Origin of the sequence: Dictyobacter alpinus (assembly GCF_003967575.1) — a bacterium.
In the GTDB taxonomy this organism is placed as follows: domain Bacteria; phylum Chloroflexota; class Ktedonobacteria; order Ktedonobacterales; family Ktedonobacteraceae; genus Dictyobacter; species Dictyobacter alpinus.
On the sequence record NZ_BIFT01000002.1, the window covers coordinates 1,230,011 to 1,255,499 of the forward strand.

The 25,489-nt window shown below is 49.2% G+C and carries 17 protein-coding genes; 10 read left to right on the forward strand and 7 right to left on the reverse strand.

What is annotated here, in order from left to right; translation table 11 throughout:
- Positions 1-92: 92 nt before the first annotated feature.
- A complete protein-coding gene (locus tag EL633_RS27435; RefSeq protein ID WP_161982486.1) occupies positions 93-2,471 on the forward strand; it encodes a glycoside hydrolase family 44 protein in 2,379 nt (792 codons plus the stop codon).
- A 77-nt stretch (positions 2,472-2,548) separates the two neighbouring features.
- On the opposite strand, the gene EL633_RS27440 is transcribed toward EL633_RS27435, so the two are convergent.
- The 3 genes from EL633_RS27440 to EL633_RS27450 all read right to left on the reverse strand — a co-directional run bounded on the left by EL633_RS27440 (position 2,549) and on the right by EL633_RS27450 (position 6,522).
- Complete coding sequence (locus tag EL633_RS27440) at positions 2,549-3,874, reverse strand: cation:proton antiporter (protein ID WP_126630455.1); 1,326 nt, start codon at positions 3,872-3,874, stop codon at positions 2,549-2,551.
- A gap of 209 nt (positions 3,875-4,083) precedes the next feature.
- Positions 4,084-5,211, reverse strand: a complete 1,128-nt coding sequence (locus tag EL633_RS27445; RefSeq protein ID WP_126630456.1) for a YsnF/AvaK domain-containing protein — start codon at positions 5,209-5,211, stop codon at positions 4,084-4,086.
- A gap of 462 nt (positions 5,212-5,673) precedes the next feature.
- Positions 5,674-6,522: a YsnF/AvaK domain-containing protein gene (locus tag EL633_RS27450; RefSeq protein WP_126630457.1), complete on the reverse strand. Its 849-nt coding sequence runs from the start codon at positions 6,520-6,522 to the stop codon at positions 5,674-5,676.
- A 778-nt stretch (positions 6,523-7,300) separates the two neighbouring features.
- On the opposite strand from EL633_RS27450, the gene EL633_RS27455 reads away from it, so the two are divergent.
- Positions 7,301-9,766 (forward strand): heavy metal translocating P-type ATPase, encoded by a 2,466-nt coding sequence (locus EL633_RS27455; RefSeq protein WP_246039270.1) that lies wholly within the window; start codon positions 7,301-7,303, stop codon positions 9,764-9,766.
- Positions 9,767-9,823: 57 nt separating this feature from the next.
- Here the strand turns inward: EL633_RS27455 and EL633_RS27460 are convergent, their stop codons facing one another.
- Positions 9,824-10,090 carry a metal-sensitive transcriptional regulator gene (locus EL633_RS27460; RefSeq protein WP_126630433.1) on the reverse strand — a complete coding sequence of 89 codons (267 nt, stop codon included), beginning with the start codon at positions 10,088-10,090 and terminating at the stop codon, positions 9,824-9,826.
- A gap of 604 nt (positions 10,091-10,694) precedes the next feature.
- Between EL633_RS27460 and EL633_RS27465 the strand changes: the two genes are divergently transcribed.
- Both EL633_RS27465 and EL633_RS27470 read left to right on the forward strand, forming a co-directional pair.
- The gene (locus EL633_RS27465; protein ID WP_126630434.1) at positions 10,695-11,942 is read left to right on the forward strand and encodes an MFS transporter; all 1,248 of its coding nucleotides are present in this window, start codon (positions 10,695-10,697) and stop codon (positions 11,940-11,942) included.
- A gap of 186 nt (positions 11,943-12,128) precedes the next feature.
- On the forward strand, positions 12,129-12,875 hold the full coding sequence (locus tag EL633_RS27470) for a metallophosphoesterase family protein (RefSeq protein ID WP_126630435.1): 747 nt from the start codon (positions 12,129-12,131) through the stop codon (positions 12,873-12,875).
- A 644-nt stretch (positions 12,876-13,519) separates the two neighbouring features.
- Here the strand turns inward: EL633_RS27470 and EL633_RS27475 are convergent.
- From EL633_RS27475 to EL633_RS27485, 3 genes are all read right to left on the reverse strand, one after another.
- Positions 13,520-14,287 carry an LLM class flavin-dependent oxidoreductase gene (locus tag EL633_RS27475; protein ID WP_126630436.1) on the reverse strand — a complete coding sequence of 256 codons (768 nt, stop codon included), beginning with the start codon at positions 14,285-14,287 and terminating at the stop codon, positions 13,520-13,522.
- A gap of 306 nt (positions 14,288-14,593) precedes the next feature.
- Positions 14,594-15,799, reverse strand: a complete 1,206-nt coding sequence (locus EL633_RS27480) for a serine hydrolase domain-containing protein (RefSeq protein ID WP_126630437.1) — start codon at positions 15,797-15,799, stop codon at positions 14,594-14,596.
- A gap of 26 nt (positions 15,800-15,825) precedes the next feature.
- Entirely contained in the window at positions 15,826-16,329 is a 504-nt protein-coding gene (locus tag EL633_RS27485; protein WP_126631908.1) for a pyridoxamine 5'-phosphate oxidase family protein, read from the reverse strand.
- A 415-nt stretch (positions 16,330-16,744) separates the two neighbouring features.
- Between EL633_RS27485 and EL633_RS27490 the strand changes: the two genes are divergently transcribed.
- The 6 genes from EL633_RS27490 to EL633_RS27515 all read left to right on the forward strand — a co-directional run bounded on the left by EL633_RS27490 (position 16,745) and on the right by EL633_RS27515 (position 25,400).
- Entirely contained in the window at positions 16,745-17,803 is a 1,059-nt protein-coding gene (locus tag EL633_RS27490; RefSeq protein ID WP_126630438.1) for a LacI family DNA-binding transcriptional regulator, read from the forward strand.
- Positions 17,804-18,005: 202 nt separating this feature from the next.
- Positions 18,006-19,304, forward strand: coding sequence for an ABC transporter substrate-binding protein (locus EL633_RS27495; protein WP_126630439.1), 1,299 nt, complete (start codon positions 18,006-18,008; stop codon positions 19,302-19,304).
- A gap of 292 nt (positions 19,305-19,596) precedes the next feature.
- The gene (locus EL633_RS27500) at positions 19,597-20,595 is read left to right on the forward strand and encodes a carbohydrate ABC transporter permease (RefSeq protein WP_126630440.1); all 999 of its coding nucleotides are present in this window, start codon (positions 19,597-19,599) and stop codon (positions 20,593-20,595) included.
- An 87-nt stretch (positions 20,596-20,682) separates the two neighbouring features.
- Positions 20,683-21,591 carry a carbohydrate ABC transporter permease gene (locus tag EL633_RS27505; RefSeq protein ID WP_126630441.1) on the forward strand — a complete coding sequence of 303 codons (909 nt, stop codon included), beginning with the start codon at positions 20,683-20,685 and terminating at the stop codon, positions 21,589-21,591.
- 104 nt (positions 21,592-21,695) lie between these two features.
- A complete protein-coding gene (locus EL633_RS27510; RefSeq protein WP_126630442.1) occupies positions 21,696-24,743 on the forward strand; it encodes an alpha-amylase family protein in 3,048 nt (1,015 codons plus the stop codon).
- 252 nt (positions 24,744-24,995) lie between these two features.
- A complete protein-coding gene (locus EL633_RS27515; protein WP_126630443.1) occupies positions 24,996-25,400 on the forward strand; it encodes a group III truncated hemoglobin in 405 nt (134 codons plus the stop codon).
- Positions 25,401-25,489: the final 89 nt, after the last annotated feature.

Genomic DNA, 25,489 nt, shown 5'->3' on the forward strand with positions numbered 1-25,489 from the left:
CTTGTACAAACGAGGAGGTAAATCAGACAGTTTATTCCAGTGCCTGAATGGACAGGTACGAAGAAATCAAACATTGCTTTAAGGAGGAAGTTATGTTGCTAAACAGAAATGATTCTGCTCATCAGCAAAGGCAAGACCGAGCATTGATGCCACGCCGCCTGACATCGCTTATACTCATCAGTGTGGTGTTGCTGACCACAGTCATCGCGTTTTTTGTTCCCGGCACGCGGACTATATTTGCGGCCGGCAATGGCCCGGCGTTGACGGTGGATGCGCAATCGAATCGTCACACAATCAGTCGAGATATCTATGGAATGAATCTCTATGCTGTTGACGAGAATCTGGCCAAAGAGCTGAAACTGTCAAACGAACGCATGGGTGGAAACAATACCTCAACCTATAATTGGCAGATTGATTCCAGTAACGCTGGCAATGACTATTTTTATGAGGGCGGTGGTGATGGCGTGTATATGGGAGGGAGCAACGCCGGGACAGGTAGCGGAAATGGGGCATCGGTAGACCGCTTTGTCAACAACATGCAGGCCCAGGGCACAAAGGCAATGATCACCATACCCATGCTACCCTACCTCACCAAGACCAGAGATATGAATTGTTCCTACCCCAAGTCCAATTATCAACCCCAGCAATACTATTCGAGCGAAACCCTACCAAATGGGGATACCTGTGGCAATGGGCATGATACCAGTGGCAATCCCATTAATGACAACAATCCTACCCTGAACTATACCGCCAATAGTCCTGATATCGCGAAGGCCTGGACCCAGCATCTTGTTCAAACCCATGGAACAACGGCGAACGGAGGCGTCGGCGTCTACGAGATGGATAACGAGCCATCGATCTGGTATTCGACGCACCAGGATGTTCATCCAGGGTACACGGGCTTTGATGAACTGGTTAACGTGACACAGGACTACGCAAAGGCCGTCAAAGGGGTTGACTCTAGTGCGGTGATCGCTGGCCCTGGCGACTTCGGCTGGTGGGGCTATATTGGCGCACAGGCCCCGGCAGGCGATGGACAGACCGACCACAATAACCTCTGGCGTGTTCAATATTATCTCCAACAGATGAAAGCCTATCAGGATCGTACCGGCACCCGCCTGCTGGACTACCTGACGGAGCACTACTATCCAAACACCCGCAGTCAGTTCTGTCTCAGCCTCTGCGATGCGGGTAACAGTGCGAACCAGCAAGAACGCCTGAATTCAACACGCTCATTGTGGGATCCAACCTATGTGGATAATAGCTGGATCGGTGATCAGTATGGGGCGATTAATCTCATTCCCCGTATGCACGATTGGGTCAATACCTATTATCCAGGTACCAAAATTGGCCTGACAGAGTACAACTTTGGTGGCAATGAGTCGCTGAATGGCGCCCTGACCGAGGCCGATGTGTTAGGCATCTTTGGCCGCGAGAACCTGGACTACGCAACCATGTGGGGTCCACCTACCTCCGGTCAGCCTGCAGCTTATGCCTTCCGCATGTATCTCAACTATGATGGCAATGGCAGTTCCTATGGCGACACCTGGATCAATTCGAGCAGCTCAGACCAGAGCCAGTTAGCAGTTTATGGTGCCCAACGCTCTAGCGATAATGCCCTGACATTAATGGTTATCAATAAGACAGGGAACGATCTCACCAGCAATCTCGCCTTATCCAATGCAACTCCCAGTGGGAACGCGCAGGTTTATACGTATAGCGGCGCGAACCTCAATACCATTGTGCATCAGCCGGACATGGCGGTGAAAGCGAATGGCTTTAGCACAACCTATCCTGCCAACTCGATCTCTATGATTGTGATTCCTACTGGCACTTCCACAGGTGGCGGTGGTGGCACATCCCAATTCTCAACCGGGCTTGAGAATGGCAATGTTCAACCTTCCTGGACAAACACCGTTGATGCTGGTAACTGGCCTCTGGCAGGAGCGGTCAATGTTACTGGTGTATGTTGTGGTCTATCTAGTCCTGAGCTAGGAGTACGTAACGAAAACGCTCATGGTGGTTCAGCGGCTCTAATGTATTCGGGATCATCCACCAATGCGTTCTCCAGCAACTATGCCTATCTTAAGTCCTTTGACTTGAGTAGTCAGAATGTCGTGGTCGGGTCAAATACGACGCTCTCCTATTGGATCTACCCACAAAGCTCTGCTAGCTCGAATCTGGTTCATGGTAACAATAGTACCTGCGTCGCAATCGACCTGATTTTTCAGGCCAACAATGGTAGTAGTAGCAATCTGCGCGATAGCCAGGCGGTTGACCAGAACGGCAATCGCGCACATCCGGCTTATCAATGTGGGAAGTTAACACAGGACACCTGGAATCATGTCACCATTAACCTGGGAACGCATAGCAATGCACTCAAAGTTTCACGTGTTGATGTCGGTTACGATAATCCCAATAGCACCGGTGGCTACCGTGGCTATATTGATGATATCAGTATTAGCGGATAAGACATTCTATCATCAGCAGTAACGCCCGTGAGAGTGAGCTAAGGTTTTATAACCTTAGCTCACATTTGTCTGACAACCTATGCTGAAAACACGGTTTCCTCTGTTTGCTCTCCTTTATCTTCTGGACCCGTAGTGCCTTGTTGTTGTTGATCAGACGGCAGGGCTTTTTTCAACACAAAACGAATACTTAATCCCTGCACCAGGAGCGTAAAGAAAACAACCGCATAGGTTGAAACCAGGATCAGCGTTCGTGCGGGAACCTCCAAAGGTATGGACAGCGCCAGGGCCAGGGATAAAGCTCCGCGTAATCCACTCCAGAAGATAATCAAGCGCCATGAACGTGGTACATAGCGTCCTTTTTCAAACAGGTTATTGGGCCACTTAATCCAGGAGTGAACGGCCAGGATAAAGACCAGAAAGAAGCGTGCCAGCAACACAATTCCAACCGCCAACAAAGCCACAAACCAGGTGATGAAACCGGAATTACTCAGGAAGATGTTCGCAAATGAACGGAATTGGACACCAACGAGCAGGAAGATCAGTGCATTACCCAGAAACGAGGCAATATCCCAGACGGTATCTACATCGCCTTTGGTGGCTTCAGACATCGCGGTATTGCGACCATAATTGCCCAGGACCAATCCCAACACAATGACGGTAATAATCGCGGAGAGATGTATCGTGTCAGCAACCCAGAAAACGCCATAGGCCGCGACCAGCGTAATTGTAGTCTCGATCTGTGGATCATCGATGCGCTTTAGTCCCTGGCTGATCACAGCTCCAGCGATAATGCCAAAGGCAATACCACCACCCGCCTCTATCAACAGCTGCAATAATCCTGTGCCAACAGCGGACCAGCCAGTGAGGGACTGATTATGCACCCCCAACAATACAAACATCAAAAAAACCTGATAGAGTGAGCCAGCCACCCCATCATTAAAGAGGCTCTCACCCTCAATAATATTTGAGAGCCGCTCATTCACATGCAACTGACGGAAAAGTCCTAACACGGCCACAGGATCAGTTGGAGAGAGGATCGCGGCCAGCAGGAAGGCCGTCATCCAATCCAGTTGCACGATAAAATGTAATAATGCAGCAATAATCACTACGGAGATCAGCAAGCCTGGTCCAGCCAGGAAAAAAATCACGCGCCAATTTTTACGTAACAGGTCGAGCTTGACGTTCCAGGCCCCTTCAAATAATAAGGCCGGTAGAAAAACATAGAGGACCAGATCAGGGGTCAGTTGTACCTCGGGAGTCAAGCCAAATAGTCCAACAACCAGTCCCACGACGACCAGACCCAATGTATATGGGATAGAGAGCCTGCGTGCCACCAGATTGGTTACCAGGGCAATGGCGAGAAAGAGCACGAGATCTCGAATTAAGATAGGCAGTGTTAGCATTATGTTCCTTTGCTAACCTTTTTTACAATCAATTCGCCCCTGTCTATCTTAAAAAGGCAAAAAGGAAGACCGGCCGCCGACCAGTCTTCCCGGCACACCAATACTATTCTCCTGGTATCTTCTCCTATAAGTATTGATAATGTCAAGCACGACTCATACAAAAAGAGTTCGAAAGGTTTCCCCTTCGAACTCCGTCTGGTTTCTCAATACTAGCGATTGTTGTCTGTAGTGCGATCATCTAGAGGAACGTCGCCCTGTTGATCCAGCTGGGCCTCTTCACGGCGAACCGTATCACTGACACGCTGATTCTCCTGCACGTTGCGCTTGCCAATGGCAACTTCACCGGTTGTGACGGTATCTTTAGAAACATTAACTTGCTCAGAGCTCACAGGTACACGGATATCCTCATCCTCGCCGATTGGAGTCGTATTATCGACCTCACCATTGGCTACCGAACGGCGCTCAACGTAGACCTCTTCGTGAGAAACTGGCACATCAATGTTCTGCTCCTCAGAGACTACATTTTTACGTAAACGAGCTTCACCAGACTGAACACGATCTTTCCCGACATTCAACTGCTCTTCACGCAAACGCATGCGACGCTGCTCATCGTTGTTATCACCTAAGCGATCAGTAGCATCTGTATCATATGTGTTGTTGTTGTTTTTATCATATTCACGATCGTTCTGATTCATAACATCTCCTCTATTATTATTATACGCACGATTATCCTGGTATGTATCATTTACAGTATTATCATTGCCATACACGCGATCGTTCTGATCTACATTGTTAGCAGCTGCATCGGTTGCATAGGCGTCGGTATCACGGGTGGTGTCATAACCAGTTGCGCCCTGCGTTGCATAGGCATTAGCATCACGGGTGGTGTCATAACCGGTCGCGCCCTGCGTTGCAGTCGCATCGGTTGCATAGGCGTCGGTATCACGGGTAGTGGTACCAGTGGTGTCATAGGTAGACTGATTTGCATTCGCCTGCGTACCGTAGATGCGTGCACCGTAACTTTGCAGAGTGCTTAATGCCTCCTGTTCACGTCCATTCGCATTTACAGCAACAATACCACGGCCAGCACGATGCTCATTCTGATAATAATCAGCCTCTTCATTAGAGAGGCCCGAATCTTTTAGATCGGCAGCGGTATCGGTATCTTCGCCACCAAACAAGCGTTTCAATTCAGCGAAAAACCCGCTAGAAGTGGCACGCTTGGAATAATAGATCTGGTCAGGATCAATACCAGTCTGTTCTAATGCATTGATCGCATCATCAGCCATAGCTGGTTCGTCAAAGACACTAATCAGTGTTGGTTTTATCAAAGACATTTTATATCTCCTTTTGTGCCATGTAACTATTTATGTATAACTCCACGTCTACGATTACAGCATCCATGTTTATTACAATTATTCAAATTTCTTCAAGATTTACAGTAAATTTTCTTTACTGCTTACATTACGATCCACTTGTGACATGCGATACAGGTAATTCATTAGAAAATATTAGAGCTGCTGGGGTTATAAAAAGGCGTTTTTATCACAAACCCAGAAGTTTAGCTATGCTTGTTTAAGCTGCATAATTTGCAGTGGATCTGTTCAGAAAAGCAGTTCTCTACCTATGATTCTCTACAAAGACCTCATCTGTTGCTTAAGTAATTTTAATCAATAACGTTTTTTTCTTATGTTCCTTTTTTCTTATATTTTATCTGCAAAAGACTGCAGATAAAATAACAAGCGACATGGATTGCAAAATCCATGTCGCTTGTTGAATACTATTAACAGACACGCACTTTAATCTTTTACTCGTAACACATTTCCCGCAGGTTGCTCATGAACAGGAACGTTTCCATGCTGACTGATGGAAGCTTCTTCATGTTTCACGGTCTCTACAAATTGGGTATTTTCTTGCTGCACCTTTTTATGAATTATGATCTCTTCCACGACGACTGGTCGCTTGTCAAAGATAACTTGCTCCTCATGAACAAGGATTCTGATTGTGCCGCCATCGCGTAAGGTTTCAGTTGTATCCCCATTAGCCAGGGCAACCTGCTCATTCAGGGCTGGATCGTTATCCAGGTTATCATTAGCGGCGTGTGGCGAGGCAGCTGTATTTCCTCCTGGGAGTCGCTCAATGGTTACTTCTTCGCGAGTCACAGGAATAGTAAAGGTCTTATCCTCGGTAATCACACGTTTATGAACGCGAATTTCCCCTACCTCAACCCAGTTCTTTTGGATATTTACCCGCTCTTCACGCAGCTGAACAACGTGTTCTTTTCCCGGCTCCGTGGGTATAAACACATTATAGGCACCATAGCGATGCAGGATATCGCGACATTCTAGAGGACGATTATGTGCCTGGACCATAATGAGTGTGGAGCCAGCGCCAAATTCGCGTTGATAGGATTGCAGTTGATCTTCTGGCAAATTCAGGTGCTCCAATATACTGGCATCTTCATCTGCCTGAATGTTTTTATCCGCAAAATTTTTCTTAAAGGCAGACAACATGCCCTCTGAATGCTGTCTCACCAACTTTATCTCTCCTTGTTGCCAGCCTGAGCGTTGTAATTCAGTATATGCTTGCTCAGCAAGACTCTGGTCTCGAAAAACACCGATAATAGTTGCAGGAGCTTCGGTATTCATGTTCTCTTTCCTCTTTCTTTCTTTCTTCCTAACGTAGCCTGATTATCTATCTTTTATATATCTAAAAATCTGCTTCAAGAGCTGCATGCTTATCCTTATATTCCGCTCTTTATAAAATTTTTTCAGCTATACAGGTCTTTATACGAATAACTTGAAATAAAATGGGACAGACAAGCAAGATAATATGCTGTCAGGTTGCTTTTTCACTTGTGCTAGAAAAGAGATTTGGATATCATAAGACAAAAAAAGGACGGCCATGGATAACGCTTTCTGGCGCTCGATCGCCACGAATAACTTTCAACTTCCCGCGCCATACTAGATAAAAAAAGCGATCTCAGGCGTAGCGGTAGGGCTTGCCCCTACTACCGGTTCACGTATGAAATGTTCCTCAAACATGTTTACTTAAGGCTGGCAGATCAAAGCGTGGACAGTTTCTGGCTTGGACCTGCTCATACGTGGTGCTGGTCGCAGGGGCAAGCCCTGCCGCTACGATCAATTTTTGGGTCTTTTATCATTCAATGGTACAATTATCTATTATGTTCATCAAAGGGGCGTGTAATGGCCTTAAAATCGCAAGTAGAGGCATTTTGCGGTTTAGAAGGGAATCACATTTCTTCGGATATTCTCCTGCACGCTAAGATTACCTGTGAAGTGAGGGTTATCAATCGAGGGTGAGGCTTGAATCTACTTGACAAACTTTCAAGGGAGGTCTATAGTAATCATATCCCCCCCCAGGGGGTATGGGTATATGGCTTTAAAGAGAGAAGAGGGATGTGGCATGACGATAGATATGAGTCAGGATCATGCGAGTAACAAACATGCGCCTTCCAGCGCTACAGATATACAGCAGCATGCTCAGTTTATGCTGGAGGGGATGACGTGTGCTTCCTGTTCGATGCGTATCGAGAAAGGACTCAAGAAGTTGCCCGGCGTGCTGGATGCCAGCGTGAATCTGGCGACCGAGCGAGGCACTGTCACCTATGATCCAGCGCAAACCGATGTGGCTAAGATGGTACAAAAAGTCGATGCCATCGGCTATAAAGCTATTCCTGTTGAAGTTCCAACTGCTCCTCCGCTGCCTCCTGTAGAGCAGCAAGGGCCAGCACTAGAGATACAACAGGCAGTGCCACAACCTATCCAGTCCATCGAGGTTCCGGGCGAGACGGAACAGCCAAACACAGCTCAACTCACACCGACTCAGGCCCAGAGCGCACGCCGACAGGCTGAGTTGGTCCGTAAGCGTAACCTGCTGCTCCTGGGCATCGTGCTCTCGCTTCCTGTTGTGATCTTGAATATGTTTTTCATGAATCGTTTTCCTGGTGAGAATATCTTATTGCTCATTCTGACTACGCCGGTCTGGGCTATCGTGGGTTGGAACTTCCATCGTACGGCGCTAAAAACGGCTCGGCACCTGAGCGCTAATATGGATACGCTGATCTCACTCGGATCAACGGCCGCCTACCTGATGAGCATCGTGGCAACCTTCTTTCCAGATCTGATCGGGGCAACGACCTTTTATGATACAGCCGCCTTGATCATTACACTCATCTACCTGGGAAAATATCTGGAGGCGCGCGCAAAAGGCCAGACCAACGAGGCGATCCAGAAACTGATGGGATTACAGGCGCGCACCGCCCATGTTGTACGTGCGAACCAGGAACTGGATGTGCCGATCGAGCAAGTACAGGTCGGGGATGAACTGATTGTACGCCCGGGAGAAAAGATTCCGGTCGATGGAACGGTACTCACGGGCCAATCTTCTATTGATGAAGCCATGATCACCGGTGAGAGTATGCCGGTTGAGAAGAGCGAGGGCGATACGCTGATCGGCGCAACCATCAATCAGCGTGGACTGTTACGTATGCGGGCCACAAAAGTGGGAACCGATACCATGCTGGCACATATCATTCGCATGGTTGAGCAAGCACAGGGCTCAAAAGCACCCATTCAACGCCTGGCTGACACGATCTCTAGCATCTTTGTCCCTATCGTCCTGATCATTGCGGTCCTGACCTTTATCGGCTGGACGATTACAGGTAGCCTGGGTATAGTTGGTGCTACGAGCAGTGCAATGGGTGCAATGGACTCCACAGCCATGAGTAGTCCCTGGATGATTGCCATTGTGGCAGCGGTAGCGGTTCTGGTGGTGGCGTGTCCCTGTGCGCTGGGTCTGGCAACACCGACGGCGATCATGGTCGGAACTGGCAAAGGCGCGGAACAGGGTATCCTGATTAAAGGCGGCGAGAGCCTGGAACGTATTCAAGCGGTCAGCGCTATCTTGCTGGATAAAACTGGCACGATTACTAAAGGGAAACCCGAGCTGACCAATGTGCTGGCACTGCCGGGCATCGACCAGACAGAGCTACTACGCCTGACAGCCGAAGCGGAGCAGGGATCAGAGCATCCCCTGGCAACAGCGATTATAGCAGGAGCCAGGGCACAGGATATTTCCCTGGGGGCCACTCCTGACGCTTTTACGGCCCTGGTAGGACGTGGTCTGGTAGCACAGGTAGAAGGACATAGAGTAGTAGTCGGCACACGCGTTCTGATGCGTGAAAACGCTATCGACACTCATATACTCAACGAGCATTTAGAGGTATTAGAGGGACAAGGGAAAACGGTGATGCTGGTAGCCATTAATGGCACTATGGCTGGCTTGATCGCGGTCGCCGATACTGTAAAGGATGATTCACGGGCAGCCATCGAAAATTTGCAGCAGCAAGGTCTGGCCGTCTGGATGATTACAGGCGATAATCAACGAACAGCTCAGGCGATTGCGGCTCAGGTTGGTATACCTGCCGACCATGTTCTGGCCGAAGTGTTGCCCGAAGATAAAGCCAATCAGGTCAAACGTTTGCAGGAGCAGGGACGAGTAGTAGCCTTCGCTGGTGATGGTATCAACGATGCGCCGGCCCTCGTTCAGGCTGATGCCGGCATCGCCATGGGAACAGGCACAGATATCGCTATGGAAGCATCCGATATCACCCTGGTCAAAGGCAATTTGCAGAGTGTCGCCACTGCGCTGGAATTATCACGTGCCACGCTGCGTACAATCAAGCAAAATCTCTTCTGGGCCTTCGCCTACAATGTTATCTTGATTCCGACCGCGATCCTTTCACCATTGATTCCTTCTCTGAGGGACAATGCACCGATCTTCGCGGCCGCCGCTATGGCCCTCTCATCCGTCACGGTCGTCAGCAATTCCCTGCGACTACGCCGGTTTGGACGCTCAAAGCAACAATAAGAGATACTCTAAAAAACGTCCAGTCCTACCATGCGCAGCGCACGGTAGGACTGGATATTAATCCTTGCCGGCCAGATTATACAATTGGACCAATTCCTCAACAATTTTGTCGGTCTCGCCATTTTTGATACCATCAGGAACACACGTATGTAGATGCTCTTTAACCAGCAGCGTTTCCAGCTTTTCAATAGCTTTGCGCACCGCATACGTTTGCCGCAAAACATCAACGCAATATTTATCATCTTCAATCATTTTGCGAATCCCATTAAGATGACCCTCAATATACCTGAGTCGTTTCAGGGCATCAGATTTATCGGCTTGCATGCTGTTATCTCCTGAGATCCTTCCTGGCGACCATGTGCTACTGTTATCGTAGATCGCTTTATTTCTATCAATGTTGTGCCTATTCTACCATAGAGCTCACAGTGAGCATAGCTATGCTTTTTCCTGGCGCACTACCATTAAATTCCACGATGGTATGCATACCTTTGCAAAAAATGAATGACATCCCTATTAAATGCGGCTGGTTGACACATAAAAAGAGATGTGCTATTTTAACTTTCATACTACGTAAAAAGTGTTAAAGATTACAACAACACAGGAAAAAGAAAGGGATCGGTATGGCTGGCGCGATGACGGGGCTCACCATAACATGGTGTTTTCGCTTCCGTTTTGCACGTGTTTCCGCATTGCGTGTCGCCCAGGGCCGTACTATGCCTTTTTTTGGGGAAGACGTTGACATGAACTAAGCATAAACACGAGCAAAACGTCGGACCAGTCGGCCGTGGGTGAAACAAAACAGTTCTCGCCCACGGCCTTGTTCTTGTCCATTTTCTCATGTGTAAACAGGTCCTGGGGCGAGTTATCAGCGTTTCCCAGGGCCTTTTTGTGTCCTGAAAATACATCATGAGAATGGAGTCTATCAAAAATGCTGTCACGTACATCAAAAAATACAGGCTCACCAGCACTCTGGCGCAATTGGAACTACCTGCTCTTACAAGGTGGTCAGCTTGTTTCGTTTGTAGGCGATCAACAACAATTTATTGCTCTTCCCCTACTGATCCTGGCCTTTACAGGCTCGCCTGTTCAGGCGGGTATCGCCGTCAGTTTGAATACCATCGCCGTCATCGTGATCAGTCCGCTGGCTGGTGTGCTGGCAGATCGCTGGAACCGCAAAAGGATTATGCTGGCTTGCGATGCGGGCCGCATGCTGCTGGTCCTGACGATTCCGCTTGCCTTCTGGTTTCATGTACTAAGTATGCTACAGATCTATGTGGTGGTCACGCTAGCAGGTGCATTGGGAACGATTTTCAGTGTCGCCAATACAGCGACATTACCCAATATAGTCACACGCGAGCAACTGCCAACCGCCCTATCACAGTCCCAGGTAGCATATTCCAGCGTACGTACCCTCGGCTCTCTACTTGGTGGAGCCCTCTATACCATCAATAGCGTCTTTCCCTTTCTGGTCAACGCGATCTCTTTTGGCGTCTCAGTTTTTTCACTGAGCTTCATACGTGGAAATTTCCAGAGGAGCGAGAAAGCTTCTCATCTACCACTGCATCAGACCATCGCCGAAGGCTTTTCCTGGTTATGGAAACAGCCGCTACTCAGATTTCTCACCATCATCAATGGAGCCGATAGCCTGCGCTATGGCGCGGGCTACCTGGTCATTTTGATCCTGGCAAAAGAACTGCATACATCACCAGGCGGCATCGGAGCTATCTTTACCGCGGCAGCGGTCGGCGCGATCATTGGTAATATTGCCAGCAACCAGGCACGACAACACTTCTCATTTGGCACGATCACGATCAGCATGCTCTGGCTAGAAGCGCTAATGTTTCCGCTCTACGCGGTCGCGCCCAACGCCATCTTTATGGGTATCATCGCCGCAGCCGAAGAGTTGGTCGCCCCAATCTATAATATTGCGCTCGATAGCTATCGTCTGACGACCACCCCCGATTCCATGCGTGGTCGCATGAGCAGTACTGTACAGATGGTAATTCGAGGAGCCCAATCCATCGGAGCCGTCCTTGGCGGCCTGCTTATTCAAGATATCGGAGCCAAACGCAGCGCCCTCATTCTAGGCGCCTGGCTGATCCTGCTCGCCATTGCAACCACCCTGAATAAACACGTTCGACAAGCAACGCTCACATCGCCTGAGGCCAGCACGTAGTAGCTGCGACCCTCAGCGGTCGCAGCTACATTGCATTTCTCGGGGGGGAGGCTCCTATTGGGCGCGTGCCGCTGAAAAAAATGAATGGCACCAATGAATGGGCTAAATATAGAAAACATGCATTATATACCTTATAATCACTATAATTGTCTGACCACTTTTAGATAGAATGATGGAGACCTCTCTATGCAACTGGCATTAATCGCGGATATTCATGGGAATCTGGTGGCATTGGATGCAATTCTGGCTGATATCAGCCGACGGCGGATCACACAGATACTCTGTCTGGGTGATGTCGCCTTTGGGGGACCGCAGCCTGTTGAAGTATTGCAACGTTTGCGCGAGTTGCGCTGTCCTGTAGTGATGGGTAATACAGATGCCTGGTTACTTAAACCCGAGCTTAAGGAGCAGAGCTCAACGTTTGCACGTAACGGACAGGATATCGGATACTGGTGCTCGCAACAGTTGAGCGCGGAGGATACATCTTTTATAGAGAGCTTTGTCGCAACGTATACATGGTCGTTAAACGCGACAACGACGCTGCTCGCCTATCATGGTTCACCTCGTTCCTTCAAAGAACAATTACATCCAACCACACCAGATGAGCAGGTAGGACAAGCCATTGGGGACACGAACGCCCAGGTGCTGGCAGGTGGACATACACATCAGCAGATGCTACGGCGCTATAAACACCATCTACTGATCAATCCCGGTAGTGTTGGCATGGCGATGGATCGTAGTTGGCCGTTGGAAGAGGTACGCAATCCACCATGGGGCGAATACGCGATCCTGAATGTAGGAGACAATAAACTTCATAGTGTCGGTATCGAATTCTGTCGGATGCCATTCGACATAGAGCGCTTTCTGGCTATCTCGTTCCAGAAAAACATGCCTCATGCCGAATGGGCAGCCAATGAGTGGCTTAGAGCATAGTTTGCATGCGACGCTTCAGGATCATTTTCTCTCACAAATGCCCGTAGAAAATTTGTGAGAGACAACAAGAAGAGAAGATTCTACACATACATTAATAGTGTAGACAAAAAGAAAACCGGATAAGGATAAAACACATACAAGATGTTGCCTTCTGTATGCGATATCGCCTACCCGGTACTCGGTCTCCCGAGCTTTCACAAGCGCCTGGACAGTTGCTTACTTATTTCACAAGAAGATATAACATGTGAATCGCTTTTTGTCAATTGGCAGACAATAAAGATGAGAAAATTCTTTTGAAATTTCTTATCATATTGCTTGATATTTTACTTATGCATAGACATTAGCTTGTCCAGACGTTTTAGCCTCTATATTAGAGCACTGGATAAACCGGGTCAGGCGCAGAGGTACTTATATAATGTTTATGTACAAGCTTTATCCCTTACGCCTCGCGCCTACGGCGCTCGCTTGTTTTTGAGGAGGAAGATGGCGAGGCGGTCGCAACCGCCTCGCCATCTTCCTCCTCAAAAGAGTGATATGTGGAACACTTGCATAGGCCGTTCTAAAAGAGTGGTATGTAGAACACTTGCGCATGGCGTTCTAAAAGAGTGGGTGTAGAAACACTTGCACAGGCTGTTCTGTAGGATTTACGTCATCCATTGGGCAATCTCGGGTAATTGTTTGAAGTCCCAGACGGTTAAGAATGTGCGCTCAACGCCTATAGCTTCCCAGATTGGGAGCTTTTGGGTGAGTTGTTCGGGCCAATCCCAGACATATGCAGATAAAGAAACGTGGCGTCCTGAGGTGGCGATCTGCTCGCTGGCAAAGCGGAGCAAATCCTCGTTGGCATAGACATTTAGCTCATCAGCATAGTCCACGGCACTCTGGATCAGCCGCCGTGAATTTCCAACACCAACGACTACGCGCATAGGAGCCACAGGAACAGGCGTACAGGCGGCATCTAGCAGGTGCAGGTATTGACCAGTAAACGTCACTTTCTGGCCCGCCCAGACCTCTCTCAAGGCCAAAATGGTCTCTTTCAATCCATCGATACGTTCCTGCACCTCAGGAATCGCTAATCCCCAGGCCCGCGCCTCCTGAAAATAATCGCCTGCCCCGATTCCTAATTCAAAACGACCGTTACTCAAAATTGATAGGACCGAGCTCTCTTTGGCCAGTACACCCGGCAAATAATTTAAGCGATCGATGACCATCGGCACCAACTTGATGCGCTCGGTCTTCATGGACAACGCTCCGTACAGCGCCCAGCCTGAGATATACGGCCACTCCAGTTTATCCGCGTGAAAATGATCCAGAAAACTCAATGCCTCAAACCCCAATTGGTCTGCCTGCTGGGCCGCCGCCAGAATATCCGGCCAGTTCCCCGTGGGACCTAGATTAATTCCGATACGCATGAGTCCACCTTCCTGCGTGCCCTCTATCCAGTTTTACAGTTCTTGTCTTTAAATACTATACAGGCACAAACATGACATCTATCGTCATATTTGTGCCTGTACCAATACAGTGCTTGATTCCATGAAATCTATAGTTTACATAGCTTTGTTTCGCGTTTTCAAAGCTCCAACGATTTTAAATGTGTTATCAAAAAAATGAGCCTGGCTCATTTTTTTGATAACACATTTAAAATAAGCATGGGCCCTTCAGGGCCCGCATGCGGCTGGCTGTACGCTCCAAGATGAGAGTAAAAAACAAGCACTATCTCAGTCATCGATGGCCTGGTAGGCAGCGGTCCAGAAGGTAACGTTCGGGGGGTTGGGGGACGCAAAGGAGCATTGGGACATCAGGATGGTGACCATGTCTTCTTTGGGGTCTGAGTACCAGGATGTGCCCAGGCCACCGTCCCAGCCATAACGACCAGGAACGGATGAGATGTCATCACGCACGTTGATGATGGAGAGGCCAAATCCCCAACCACGGCTGTCAAGAAAATTAGCGGCGGGATTGGTCGCCGCTTTCTGTTCAGGCGTGATCTGGTCGGTTGTCATGGTCTCAATTGATGGCCTGGAGAGGATGCGCTCACCGTTGTATTTACCCTGGGAAAGCATCATCTGACCAAAGGCCAGATAATCATCGATGGTTGAAACCAGTCCTCCAGCTCCCGATGGGAAGACTGGCGGCTGGCTCCACTGGCCGCCGATGGGCTCGTCATAAACAGTAAAATTCCCACTGGAGAAATCGGTCCAATAGCTGGTTGCCAGTCGATCGAGCGCTGACGCAGGCACGCTGAAGCCTGTGTCCTTCATACCAAGGGGCTCGAAGAGACGTTCGCGTAAGAACGCCTCTAGCGACTGTCCTGAGGCGCGCGCAATGAGTATGCCAAGGACATCAGATGCTGTGTTGTACATCCATTGCTGACCCGGCTGGTGCATGAGTGGAAGCTGTCCCAGGCGATATATCCACTCGTCGGGCTCAGGCATATGCAAAGGATTCGGCGGTCCCATGCCGATCTGCTGATCATTGGCGGCTTTCAAAATCGGATAAGCGTCTGGCGCTGCCACCATTTGTCCAAAGCCCATACGAAAGGTGAGCAGGTCACGTAACGTGATCGATCTTTCGGCGGGTATGGTATCGTCAAGTGGCCCATCAAGCCATTTTAACACCCGGCGCTCAGCCAGTTCGGGAAGTAATGTGTCTACTGGCTCGTCCAGCCGTAACTTACACTCTTCTACCAGGATCATGGCGGCGACAGCGATAATCGGCTTGGTCATTGAGGAGATGCGGAAAATGGTATCCCGCCGCATGGGCGCGCCCTCGCCAAATGCCTGTGTCCCCACAACATCAACATGAACCTCGCTGTGCCTGCTGACCAGGGTGACGAGACCGGGGACGGTACCGCGCTCAACATAACCGGCCATGATATCGTGCATACGGCCAAGTCGCGCCCTGGATAATCCTGCGTTCGTCATTGTCAGTTCCCTCCGTTCTGCTTCATTTAAAACTGATAGCGTGTGTGGCTGAATTTACCTTTGCCGAACGCGAGAATTTTAGTGGGTTTCACGGAGAACACGAGAGCCATCCCACCTTCTTTGTGATAAAAACTACCGTTGCGCACCTCAAATTGCCATTGTCCGTCCCATTTTTTCGTCCATGCTTCAGCAAGGCGGGCAAGCATAGCTTCGTCGGTGGCGCGGACGGCGTCTCCTTCGACCACGACATCCAGTCCTTCTTTCCAGTCGTTACAGCCAGTCGTCAGGATCACGTGGGGATTCTCACGCAGGTTTATGGCCTTCTGTTCATCTGTGCCGGTAGAAAAGTGGATAGCTCCATCAAGCCACACGGCAACCAGAGGAGAAACGTGGGGACGACCATCAGAGCGGACCGTCGAGATCCAGAATAGCTCAGCGGCTTCAAGCACGTGGCGCGTCTCCTCCCACTCCGTAGCCACAGCATCTGGATCGCTGAAACGCTGGTCCATTTTTGTCACAGGTCCATTTATCATAAGGAACTCCCTTCAGTCGTTCGGTGTAAAAAGTAATGCACCTTTCTTGCGCATAAAGAGCATAACATACATATCTCAAAGAAACTTCTTCATTCTTGCTCATCTCATGAGCATACATTAGTACAAATTCAAATGAACGTGTAACATTTTCACCAGTGAAGCCTCTTATTTCTGGCCATTTCTCTGAAATTTCCTGTTTTGGTGCACTGGCATTAGCAAACAAGCGCTGTATGATACGAGACAATTTACGATGGTTCTATTAAAATTCCTGTTTATTCACCGCAAAAGTATTGACTTTCTTGTTAAATGACTGTATTATTTCATCAATGAAACATTGTTGTTTTCATTGAATTGTTCGGAGTAGATGTTGCAGTTATCGCCTGCCACAGCTACATGTGAAGGGAACAAACGTGTGATTGGCTCGGTCACAGTAAAAGATGTCGCTCGTAAAGCGGATGTTTCGGTAGGAACCGTCTCGCGCGTCTTCAATAACCACAGCAATGTGTCTGAAGAGATACGCGATCGGGTTTTGAAGGCGGCAACGGAACTGGGCTATGAGCGCATCGTGAGCGCTGAACCACCTCGCACAGGTGGGCGTCAGATTAAAGAGATCGGTTTTCTCTATGGCGATCTGGCGGATAGTGGCGCAACCACCAGCAATCCTTTCTGGACGCATATTTTGAATGGCGTTGAGCATGAAGCACGGCGCTCTAATATCAAGGTAACGTACAGGTCTATTATGGAACTGGTGCAGACACCACAGGAATTATTCTCCACTGTTCAGGACATGAAACTGGGTGGTATCCTGCTGGTCGGTCCTGCTGAACAGGAAACAGTACAGGTTCTGAAGAGCCTCGATATTCCTCTTGTGCTGGTTGACAATCATATTCCCGGTCTTTCGGTCAACTCTGTACTCTGCGATAACTTCGAGGGCGCCTACATGGCGGTAAATTATTTGATTGAGCGTGGCCATCGCAAGATCGCCTTTATTGGGGGCCCTGTCATTCAAGGCTTTCGCCCTATCGATGTAATTTATACCATTCAACGCCGTAGCCTGGGCTATCGTACCGCATTACTGGATGCTGGCATCCAGATTAACACAAACCTCATGGAACATGGCAATCTTAAGATTGATGGTGGTTACCAGGCCTGTCAACGCTTGATTGAACAGCAGGAGCCCTTTACAGCGCTCTTCTGTGCCAATGATGAACTGGCAATTGGCGCCATGAAGGCACTACGACAGTATGGCCGCCGCTTACCCGAGGATGTCTCGGTGATTGGTTTTGATGATATTGCCCTGGTTGAACATCTGACGCCTGCGTTAACCACGATCCGCGTCAACAAAGAAGCTATCGGCGAGGTCGCTGTCAAAAGGCTTCTAGAACAGAGCAATGATTCAAGCGACACCAGTATTTCCAGTATCCTGGAAGTAGATTTGATTGAACGCGCTTCAGTCTTTCGCATTGAGTAGTTTCCGGCGTGTTCGGCTCTCTATCTTGTACTTCGCTTGTCCCCTGGGACTTATCAACTTTTATCCGACAAGGGATGATACCAATACGGTAATGTCCCCCCTTTTGCCTGAGCTGTCAACATGCATGAACGCTTGACAGTTCATCCTATCGAATAACGTTACGCATGGGTCCATTTTATTTAGACACGAAGGAGTGATTTATATGGATTTCTCAATGTCACGAAGACGCTTTATGGCGCAAACAGGTAAAGTTGCAATGGCCACAGGTATTGGCGGCAGCTTGCTTGCTGCCTGTGGTGAGAGCGGTGGAGGCACCAATTCTGGTCCAGTTACCCTTACGTATGGATGGTGGAGCAATACGCCAGCCAAAGATAATTCCATGAAAGCCTGGATCAAGGATTTTGAGAAGAGTCACCCCAATATCAAAATCAAGCCTGAAATCCTACCATGGGGCAACTACTGGGATAAGTTGAAGACAACCACAGCCGGCGGCAATGCCTATGATATTATCGGTATGTCGAGCGGTATGGCGGCTCCATATTTCGATAGCGGTGCTTTGGCCGATCTGACTTCAATGTCAGGATATAATAATTCAGCCGGCGCACTTAGCCCTGTAAGCGTTACTCTGAGCCAATGGAATGGCAAAACCCTCGCACTCCCAATCGGTACCTCGATCTCAGTCCTGGGCTACAACAAAGCGTTGTTCGATGCCGCCGGTCTCCCTGCGCCAGATCCTGTCAAAGCCATGACCTTCGATGAATTCAAGGCCATCGCCAAGAAACTCACCAAGTTCCAGGGTGGCAAGGCCGTCCAATACGCGATCAACCCCAATGATATCCTAGATTATGATATGTTTGTCCGTATGAATGGCGGTAAAGCCTTTGATAATCCAGTGAATCCAACCAAGGTGACCATCAATACCCCTGAGGGTATTCAGGGTCTCAAAGATTATAAGAGTTTGTTCACCGAGAAAATGGCGCCCCCATTCAATGAACTCACCAACGGACCATGGTCCTTTGACATTGGTGCCCTCGATACTGGCAAGATTGCTTTTGCACGTGTCGGACCCTGGCTCTTCTCAGATATGGCCAAAAATCCTAACTATGGGATTACCCCGATCTTTACGATCAAACAGCCTGTGATTACAGGTGGTGTGAATAGCCTGGCCATCTATAAGAACAGCAAGAACAAGGATGCCGCCTGGGAATTCTTGAAATGGGCAACCCAGACAGATCCTGAGATTAGCTTTGCCAAATTCAGCGATATTCCGGCTGAGAAAAAAGCCTTCTCACAATTGAATACCTATATTCAACCAAGCAAGTTCGCACCAACCATGGAAAGCGCCTTCCAGTCCTTCCAACCCAGTCTGATGACAACCAAAGATCAGCTTGCGACCACCATCAACGATATTATCACCGACATGATGGCAGGCAAAGTCACTCCTGAGCAGGCCGCGGCAAAAATTGAGCAGCAAGGAAACTCAATCCTGTCTGCTTCATAGTCTGCCGTTCAATCGTGTGAGTGAAGTCGCCTGCCAGGCTGAAGCGCTTCGTCAGAAAAGCTCAGGTTCCATGCTTGAGCTGTGGCGACTTCACTAACCGCGAGTGAGCGGCGTTCACGATTGCTTTTTAAAGGCCTAACGTTTCCCTATAACTGGACAGGCCAGGTAGAGCAAAGTACTGAACGTGTTCACACTTCAGTATGCTCTACCATGGCCCCTTCCTCACCTCTATTTCGGTGCTACTGAGAAGTGTTCTCATTCATCGATGAGTGCTTAGAAAGAGAACGTGCTCATGATAACGTCACAACAACATCAGCCAGGAGGTCCACCTTTACAGATACGTAAACAACCCGGTGTCTGGACCCGCCTGCGACGGAGCGATAGCCTAAAAGGCTATCTCTATATCAGCCCCTGGCTGATCGGTTTCTTGCTACTGGGACTCTGGCCTATAATCCAGACTTTCTACTATAGCTTCACGAAATTCAATCTTTTCAATGATCCCACCTTTATCGGGATAAAGAATTATCAGGATATCCTGACGAAGGATCCTATTTTTCTCCAGGCCTGCGTCAATATGTTGATCTATGTGGTTTGCTCTACGGTGATCAGTATTGCGGGTGGATTGGGATTGGCGTTACTGCTCAATCAGCGTTTCCCGGGTAACCATTTTTTTCGCACGGTCCTCTATGTACCAAGCTTGCTCGTTGGTGTGGCGATTGCGAAATTGTTTAAAGCCATCTTTGCCGCCGGCGAAAACGGCCTGGCTAATGAATTTTTAGGACTGTTCCATGTAGCTCCAGTCAACTGGCTGGGCGACTATAATCGGCCCTGGATTGGTCTGATTGCGATGATTGCCGTAAACTTCTGGTTTATTGGCGGCACCATGCTGATCTTCCTGGCGGGACTCAAAGGCATCTCCCAGACATACTATGAAGCGGCAAGAATTGATGGCGCGGGCAAATGGGCCATCTTCTCACGCATTACCGTGCCCTTACTGGCACCAGTGATCGTCTTCAACTCGATCCTGACACTGATTGGACATATTCAAGTCTTTGATACCCCGCTGGTCTTCGCGTCCAGCCAGGGCACGATCAGTACTGGCAATCCACTCGGCTATCACAATAGCCTGGCTGTGTTCTTAACCTATATCTACCGGAGTGCGTTCATCTCCAATAATTATGGCTATGCTTCAGCACTATCGGTAATTGTCTTTATCATCACCTTGATCCTGACTTTGATTGTGCTCACCACGATCCGCTTTAGTCACTATAGCGAACAGGATGCTGGTTAGGAGACAGAAAGTTTTCAGGTGACAGACAATGTTGTTTCTCTTACGAGAGAAAAGTAGCAGCATTTTCAATGATTGAAAGGCAATTTTATGAGTACCATCCCGAATACCCAGCGCATAGCTTCTGCACCACCAGCAACACAAACGAGCAATAATTTGCAACAACGCCGAGGTAAGCAGTTGATCCGTATCAGTGTCATCTGGACCTATGTTGTGTTAGGAATTATTAGCCTGCTAATTTTATTGCCCTTTTTGTGGTTGGTCTCTTCTTCACTGAAAAATGAATTCCAGTATTATGCGATCCCCATCCAGTGGATTCCAAATCCGGTAATGTGGTCAAACTATGTGGATGTCTTTTTCCAGTATAACTTTGCCCACTATATCTTCAATAGCATCTGGCTGGCGGCCTTTGCGGTCGTAGCCACGACATTCTCATCGGCGATCGTCGCCTATGGCTTTGCCCGCTTCCACTTTCCTGGTCGCACCGCCCTGTTCATCGTTCTGCTAGCGACGATGATGATTCCACAACAGATGTATACAATTCCGTTATACATCATCTTCAGAAATCTAGGCTGGGTCGACACATATCTGCCAATTATCGTGCCCCAATTGTTTGGCAGTGCTTTTAACATCTTTCTGTTCAGACAGTTTTTTATCAGTCTGCCCAAAGAAATTGACGAAGCCGCACGTATCGATGGCTGCGGTAGCTTCCGCATCTTATGGAATATGATCCTCCCACAGTCCCGACCGGTCATTGTGGTAGTAGCCATTTTCACCTTCCTCAATAGCTGGCGCGACACCCTGGGTCCATTGATCTACCTGAGTAGTGATTCCAATCGTACCGTCCCACTGGGTTTGCTCTTCTTCTCAAATCCGTTTAAGTCGGTCGATCCACAATTGATGGCGGCGACCCTCGTCGCCCTGGTCGTTCCTGTAATACTCTATGCCTTAGGACAACGCTATATTGATAGTGGCGTTGCCATTGCAGATGTAAAGTAGTGCCCGATTTCTGGTGTAGGTAGGTTCCCACTATAATTGCTGGCAACCTGCTTACCCCCGGTGAAAAATAATCAAGATTGCTTACTCATCTAGAGAGAATTTGTATGCCGCTAACAAACTTCGACAACAAACACAGTATCGTCTTTTCGGATCCTGCTTATCCAGAATGGTATTCACAATCGACCCTGTCCCCACTGCTGCCTGATCACGTACTCTTTGTGGATGCGGCAGCCCTGACAGACGCTTTAGAGGATTCCTGCGAGCTGTTTATTTCTTTCCACGGTCCTTATTTTCCTAAAGATGCCTGGCCCGCCCTGCTCGCATTCCTGGAGCGTGGCGGCAATATCGCTGTCTTTGGCGGCATGCCTTTTACCCGTCCTGTCCGCGCCGATGGCACCATTGAAGCCGAGCAGCAGGCCTATACCCGACAACTATTTCTAGGACCTTTCTTTGAACTGAAGCCAACCACAACCGAGTTGCAGCTCGACATAGCCACCGAGGCCGCATTTATCTCGTCAGAGCACCTTCATCTGCAAACCCTGGCGACTGGCAATTACTGGTCATTCTATCCCAAATTAACCCAGGTATCAGATCAGCAAATCGACCTTGGCTCGGCAGGTCCATTTGATACCATCTTGACCCCTCTACTCTATGTGGATGAGGCCGAGGCAGCATATGGGAAAAACCACTTTGCCACTATTGCTTCATTGCTCGACCAGCAATCTGGACAATTTCGTGGCGGTCGCTGGCTGCTTTCTCCCTGGAAGCCTGCTGATATCAGGGATTGGCTGGCACTGGACACGACGATCCAAAAGCTCATCCAATTAGCCACCCAGGGGTCAACCGTCCTGCAGGCACGCTCACTTGAAGCATGTTATCAACCTGGAGAGACGGCAACCATCGTCGTATCCGCCCGTTCACAACAGACACACCACGTCACAGCCACCCTACACTCACCACAAGGCCAACTCTTACAAACATGGGAAACCCGGCTAGCCGCATCTACTTATCTACAGGAAAGCAGATTCTCCCTGCCAGAGCCTCTCCATGAAGCAGGTCTGTACCAAGTCAGAGCGTGCTTTGAAAACGAGCAAGGCATCCACTGGCAGGAAATCACTGGCTTCTGGTACTGGGATAAAAAGTTAGTTGAAGCCAGCGCACACCTGGGTCTGGAAGCGGGAAGAGATTATTTTTATCAGCAAGGTGCGCCATTTCCCCTCTACGGCACGACATATATGGACAGCAATAGCCAGCGTAAATTCCTGATCCAACCTGACGCGGCCCGCTGGAACAACGATTTCGCCCAGATGAAGACGGCAGGCGTCAACGTTATTCGTACCGGCATCTGGACTGCCTGGCGCGACCTGATGCCCATCCGAGGGCAAATAAACGCTTCAGCGTTGCGCGCCCTGGATGCGTTTGTCATGACTGCCTGCACCTATCAAATCCAGGTTATTTTCACCTTCTTCACTTTTTATCCACCGCTCTTTGATGGCGTGAATCCCTGGCTTGATCCGCGCTCATTGCAGGCACAGCAAGATTTTGTCTCGCTACTGGCTGGCCGCTATGCTGGTGTACAGCTGCTCTCATGGGACCTGATTAATGAGCCAAGCTTTGGAGCACCTGAGGCTATCTTCAGTGAACGCTCCGTTCCTAATTATGATCGTTTTGAGCTGACCGCCTTCCAGGACTGGCTGGCCGAACGCTATAGCATAGCAGAACTTCAGCAACGCTGGCGACAAACGCCTGCCGATTTTGCCAGCTGGGACCAGGTTTCATTGCCGGTGGCGGAAGATTATGTGACAGATCCGCGCATAACCAATACCAGGAATATGCTCAAAGTCATGGACTATACCTTCTTCTCTCAGGATATGTTCACACGCTGGGCCAGCATAATCTATCAAGCAATCCGCGCCGCTGGTAGCACCACCCTGATTGGAGTAGGACAGGATGAGGCCCGCTCACGTATCTCACCACAATTTTATGCGCCAGCCATGGACTATAGCACGACTCATCCCTGGTGGAACTACGATGAGATGCTCTGCGATATGTTGTTGGATAAACACATTGCACGTCCCAATCTTATTCAGGAGATCGGCGTGATGCTGGTGCGTGATGTCGATATGCGGCCATTGCGCACTGAAGAAGAGTGCGCGGCCCTGTTAGAGCGCAAACTGATTACCGGACTCATCGCGCGTGGCGCTGGCCTGATTCAATGGCTCTGGCATACCAACGCCTACATGACCAGCGACAATGAAAACAGTATCGGCCTGGTACGCACCGATGGAAGCGCCAAACCAGAGTTACGCGTCTTCTATGAGATTGGACGCTTGATGCAAGAGCTTTCTGGCCAGATCATCGAACCCGAAAATGTACCGGAGACCTGGGTGATCATTCCCTATTCACAGTGGTTCTTGCGACCTGCCCTGGGAGTAGAGGCGACCCAACAAGCAATCCGCATCCTTGGTTACGATCTGGATACTATTCCACAAATGGTCGGGGAGCATCAGCTTGCCACCCTGCTCGACCAGGCGCAGCAACCACAAACAATCATTCTTCCAGGACTGCAGTACCTTAGCACGCCAGCCTGGCAAGCCCTGCTCACCTTTGTCGAGCGTGGAGCCACCCTGCTCGTCAGCGGCGTCCTGGGACAAGACCAGCACAACCTGATCGCCAGCACCGAACTCGAAGATCCGGATAACCAGGAACGACCCACTATCAGCCCCGTTGCACGCTATGAGCAGTTACAAGGCCTGGACGGACAAAGCTATCAATTTGGCTATACTCATGACAAGATGGCCTATATCAAAAAAGCCCACAACAGTGTCCGTAAGTACACCCGAGGACAAGGACGCATAGTATGGTCCGGCATCCCTATCGAGCAATCCCATCACACGGCCAGCACCCGCGCCGTCTACCAACAGGCCCTGGGCATCGTCAGCCATAGCCAACAGCAAGACAGTCCCTATCTCATCGCCAGACAACCACTCAAAAACGGCACACTCATCCTGATCGTCTCAGAACACTCACAGGAAGGACACCTTAACCTGGATCCAGATCTGAAGGTTAGCATTGCCCCCAACCGGGCCGGAGCCATCCTCACCCGCAACGATGGCACCACCACCAGCTACGGCGGCGTCCAGATCCTATAAAGATACGATCTACTACTATTTCACAGAAGGAATGGTATGGGTGTTTTGCGGGCTGTGCCCGCAAAACACCCATACCATTCTCTATGCGAGCGCCGCAGGCGCGAGGAGGGACGACTTTTACATAGTCCCGGGCGAGGTATCAGCACTAAAGTTACAAACACAAAATTCTGTTATAATAAAAAAGCAGCATAAAAATATATAAAATTACCATATGCATTCATACTTCATCGAAACAAAGGAACCCATTTCGCTATGCCAAACAAGCAAGATATCAGCAACCGCGCAGATATAGCCACCATCGTGAGCGCATTCTACCAAAAAGCCATGCAAGATCCTGCCATCGGACCCTTCTTTACTGAAATCGCGGCCATCGACCTTGAGGAACATCTACCAGTTATGTATGATTTCTGGGAAAATCTGCTCTTTCAAACTGGCGGTTATCGTGGGGGTATGATGTATAAACACATTATGCTCGATCGCCAGCAGCATCTGACCAAAGAACACTTTGCGCGCTGGCTGGAGCTATTTGAAGCCGAGGTCGATACCCATTTCACTGGTCCCATGGCCGAAGATATGAAGAAACGGGCGCGCTCAATCATTCCATCCATGCAACTCAAGATGCGCCCAACGATGCTACCACTAACCGAAAGACGCTAGACATCTTGTGCCAGTAACTATTCGGGACCTTGCGAGATCACATGCCCTCGCTCGGCTTCGCAGAGCAAAAAAATCTCGTGTCCGGGTAG

Excerpts from the sequence above, each read along its gene's own strand:
- EL633_RS27435 (WP_161982486.1), top strand. The coding sequence starts at position 93 with ATGTTGCTAAACAGAAATGATTCTGCTCATCAGCAAAGGCAAGACCGA.
- EL633_RS27440 (WP_126630455.1), bottom strand. The coding sequence starts at position 3,874 with ATGCTAACACTGCCTATCTTAATTCGAGATCTCGTGCTCTTTCTCGCC.
- EL633_RS27445 (WP_126630456.1), bottom strand. The coding sequence starts at position 5,211 with ATGTCTTTGATAAAACCAACACTGATTAGTGTCTTTGACGAACCAGCT.
- EL633_RS27450 (WP_126630457.1), bottom strand. The coding sequence starts at position 6,522 with ATGAATACCGAAGCTCCTGCAACTATTATCGGTGTTTTTCGAGACCAG.
- EL633_RS27455 (WP_246039270.1), top strand. The coding sequence starts at position 7,301 with ATGACGATAGATATGAGTCAGGATCATGCGAGTAACAAACATGCGCCT.
- EL633_RS27460 (WP_126630433.1), bottom strand. The coding sequence starts at position 10,090 with ATGCAAGCCGATAAATCTGATGCCCTGAAACGACTCAGGTATATTGAG.
- EL633_RS27465 (WP_126630434.1), top strand. The coding sequence starts at position 10,695 with ATGCTGTCACGTACATCAAAAAATACAGGCTCACCAGCACTCTGGCGC.
- EL633_RS27470 (WP_126630435.1), top strand. The coding sequence starts at position 12,129 with ATGCAACTGGCATTAATCGCGGATATTCATGGGAATCTGGTGGCATTG.
- EL633_RS27475 (WP_126630436.1), bottom strand. The coding sequence starts at position 14,287 with ATGCGTATCGGAATTAATCTAGGTCCCACGGGGAACTGGCCGGATATT.
- EL633_RS27480 (WP_126630437.1), bottom strand. The coding sequence starts at position 15,799 with ATGACGAACGCAGGATTATCCAGGGCGCGACTTGGCCGTATGCACGAT.
- EL633_RS27495 (WP_126630439.1), top strand. The coding sequence starts at position 18,006 with ATGGATTTCTCAATGTCACGAAGACGCTTTATGGCGCAAACAGGTAAA.
- EL633_RS27500 (WP_126630440.1), top strand. The coding sequence starts at position 19,597 with ATGATAACGTCACAACAACATCAGCCAGGAGGTCCACCTTTACAGATA.
- EL633_RS27505 (WP_126630441.1), top strand. The coding sequence starts at position 20,683 with ATGAGTACCATCCCGAATACCCAGCGCATAGCTTCTGCACCACCAGCA.
- EL633_RS27510 (WP_126630442.1), top strand. The coding sequence starts at position 21,696 with ATGCCGCTAACAAACTTCGACAACAAACACAGTATCGTCTTTTCGGAT.
- EL633_RS27515 (WP_126630443.1), top strand. The coding sequence starts at position 24,996 with ATGCCAAACAAGCAAGATATCAGCAACCGCGCAGATATAGCCACCATC.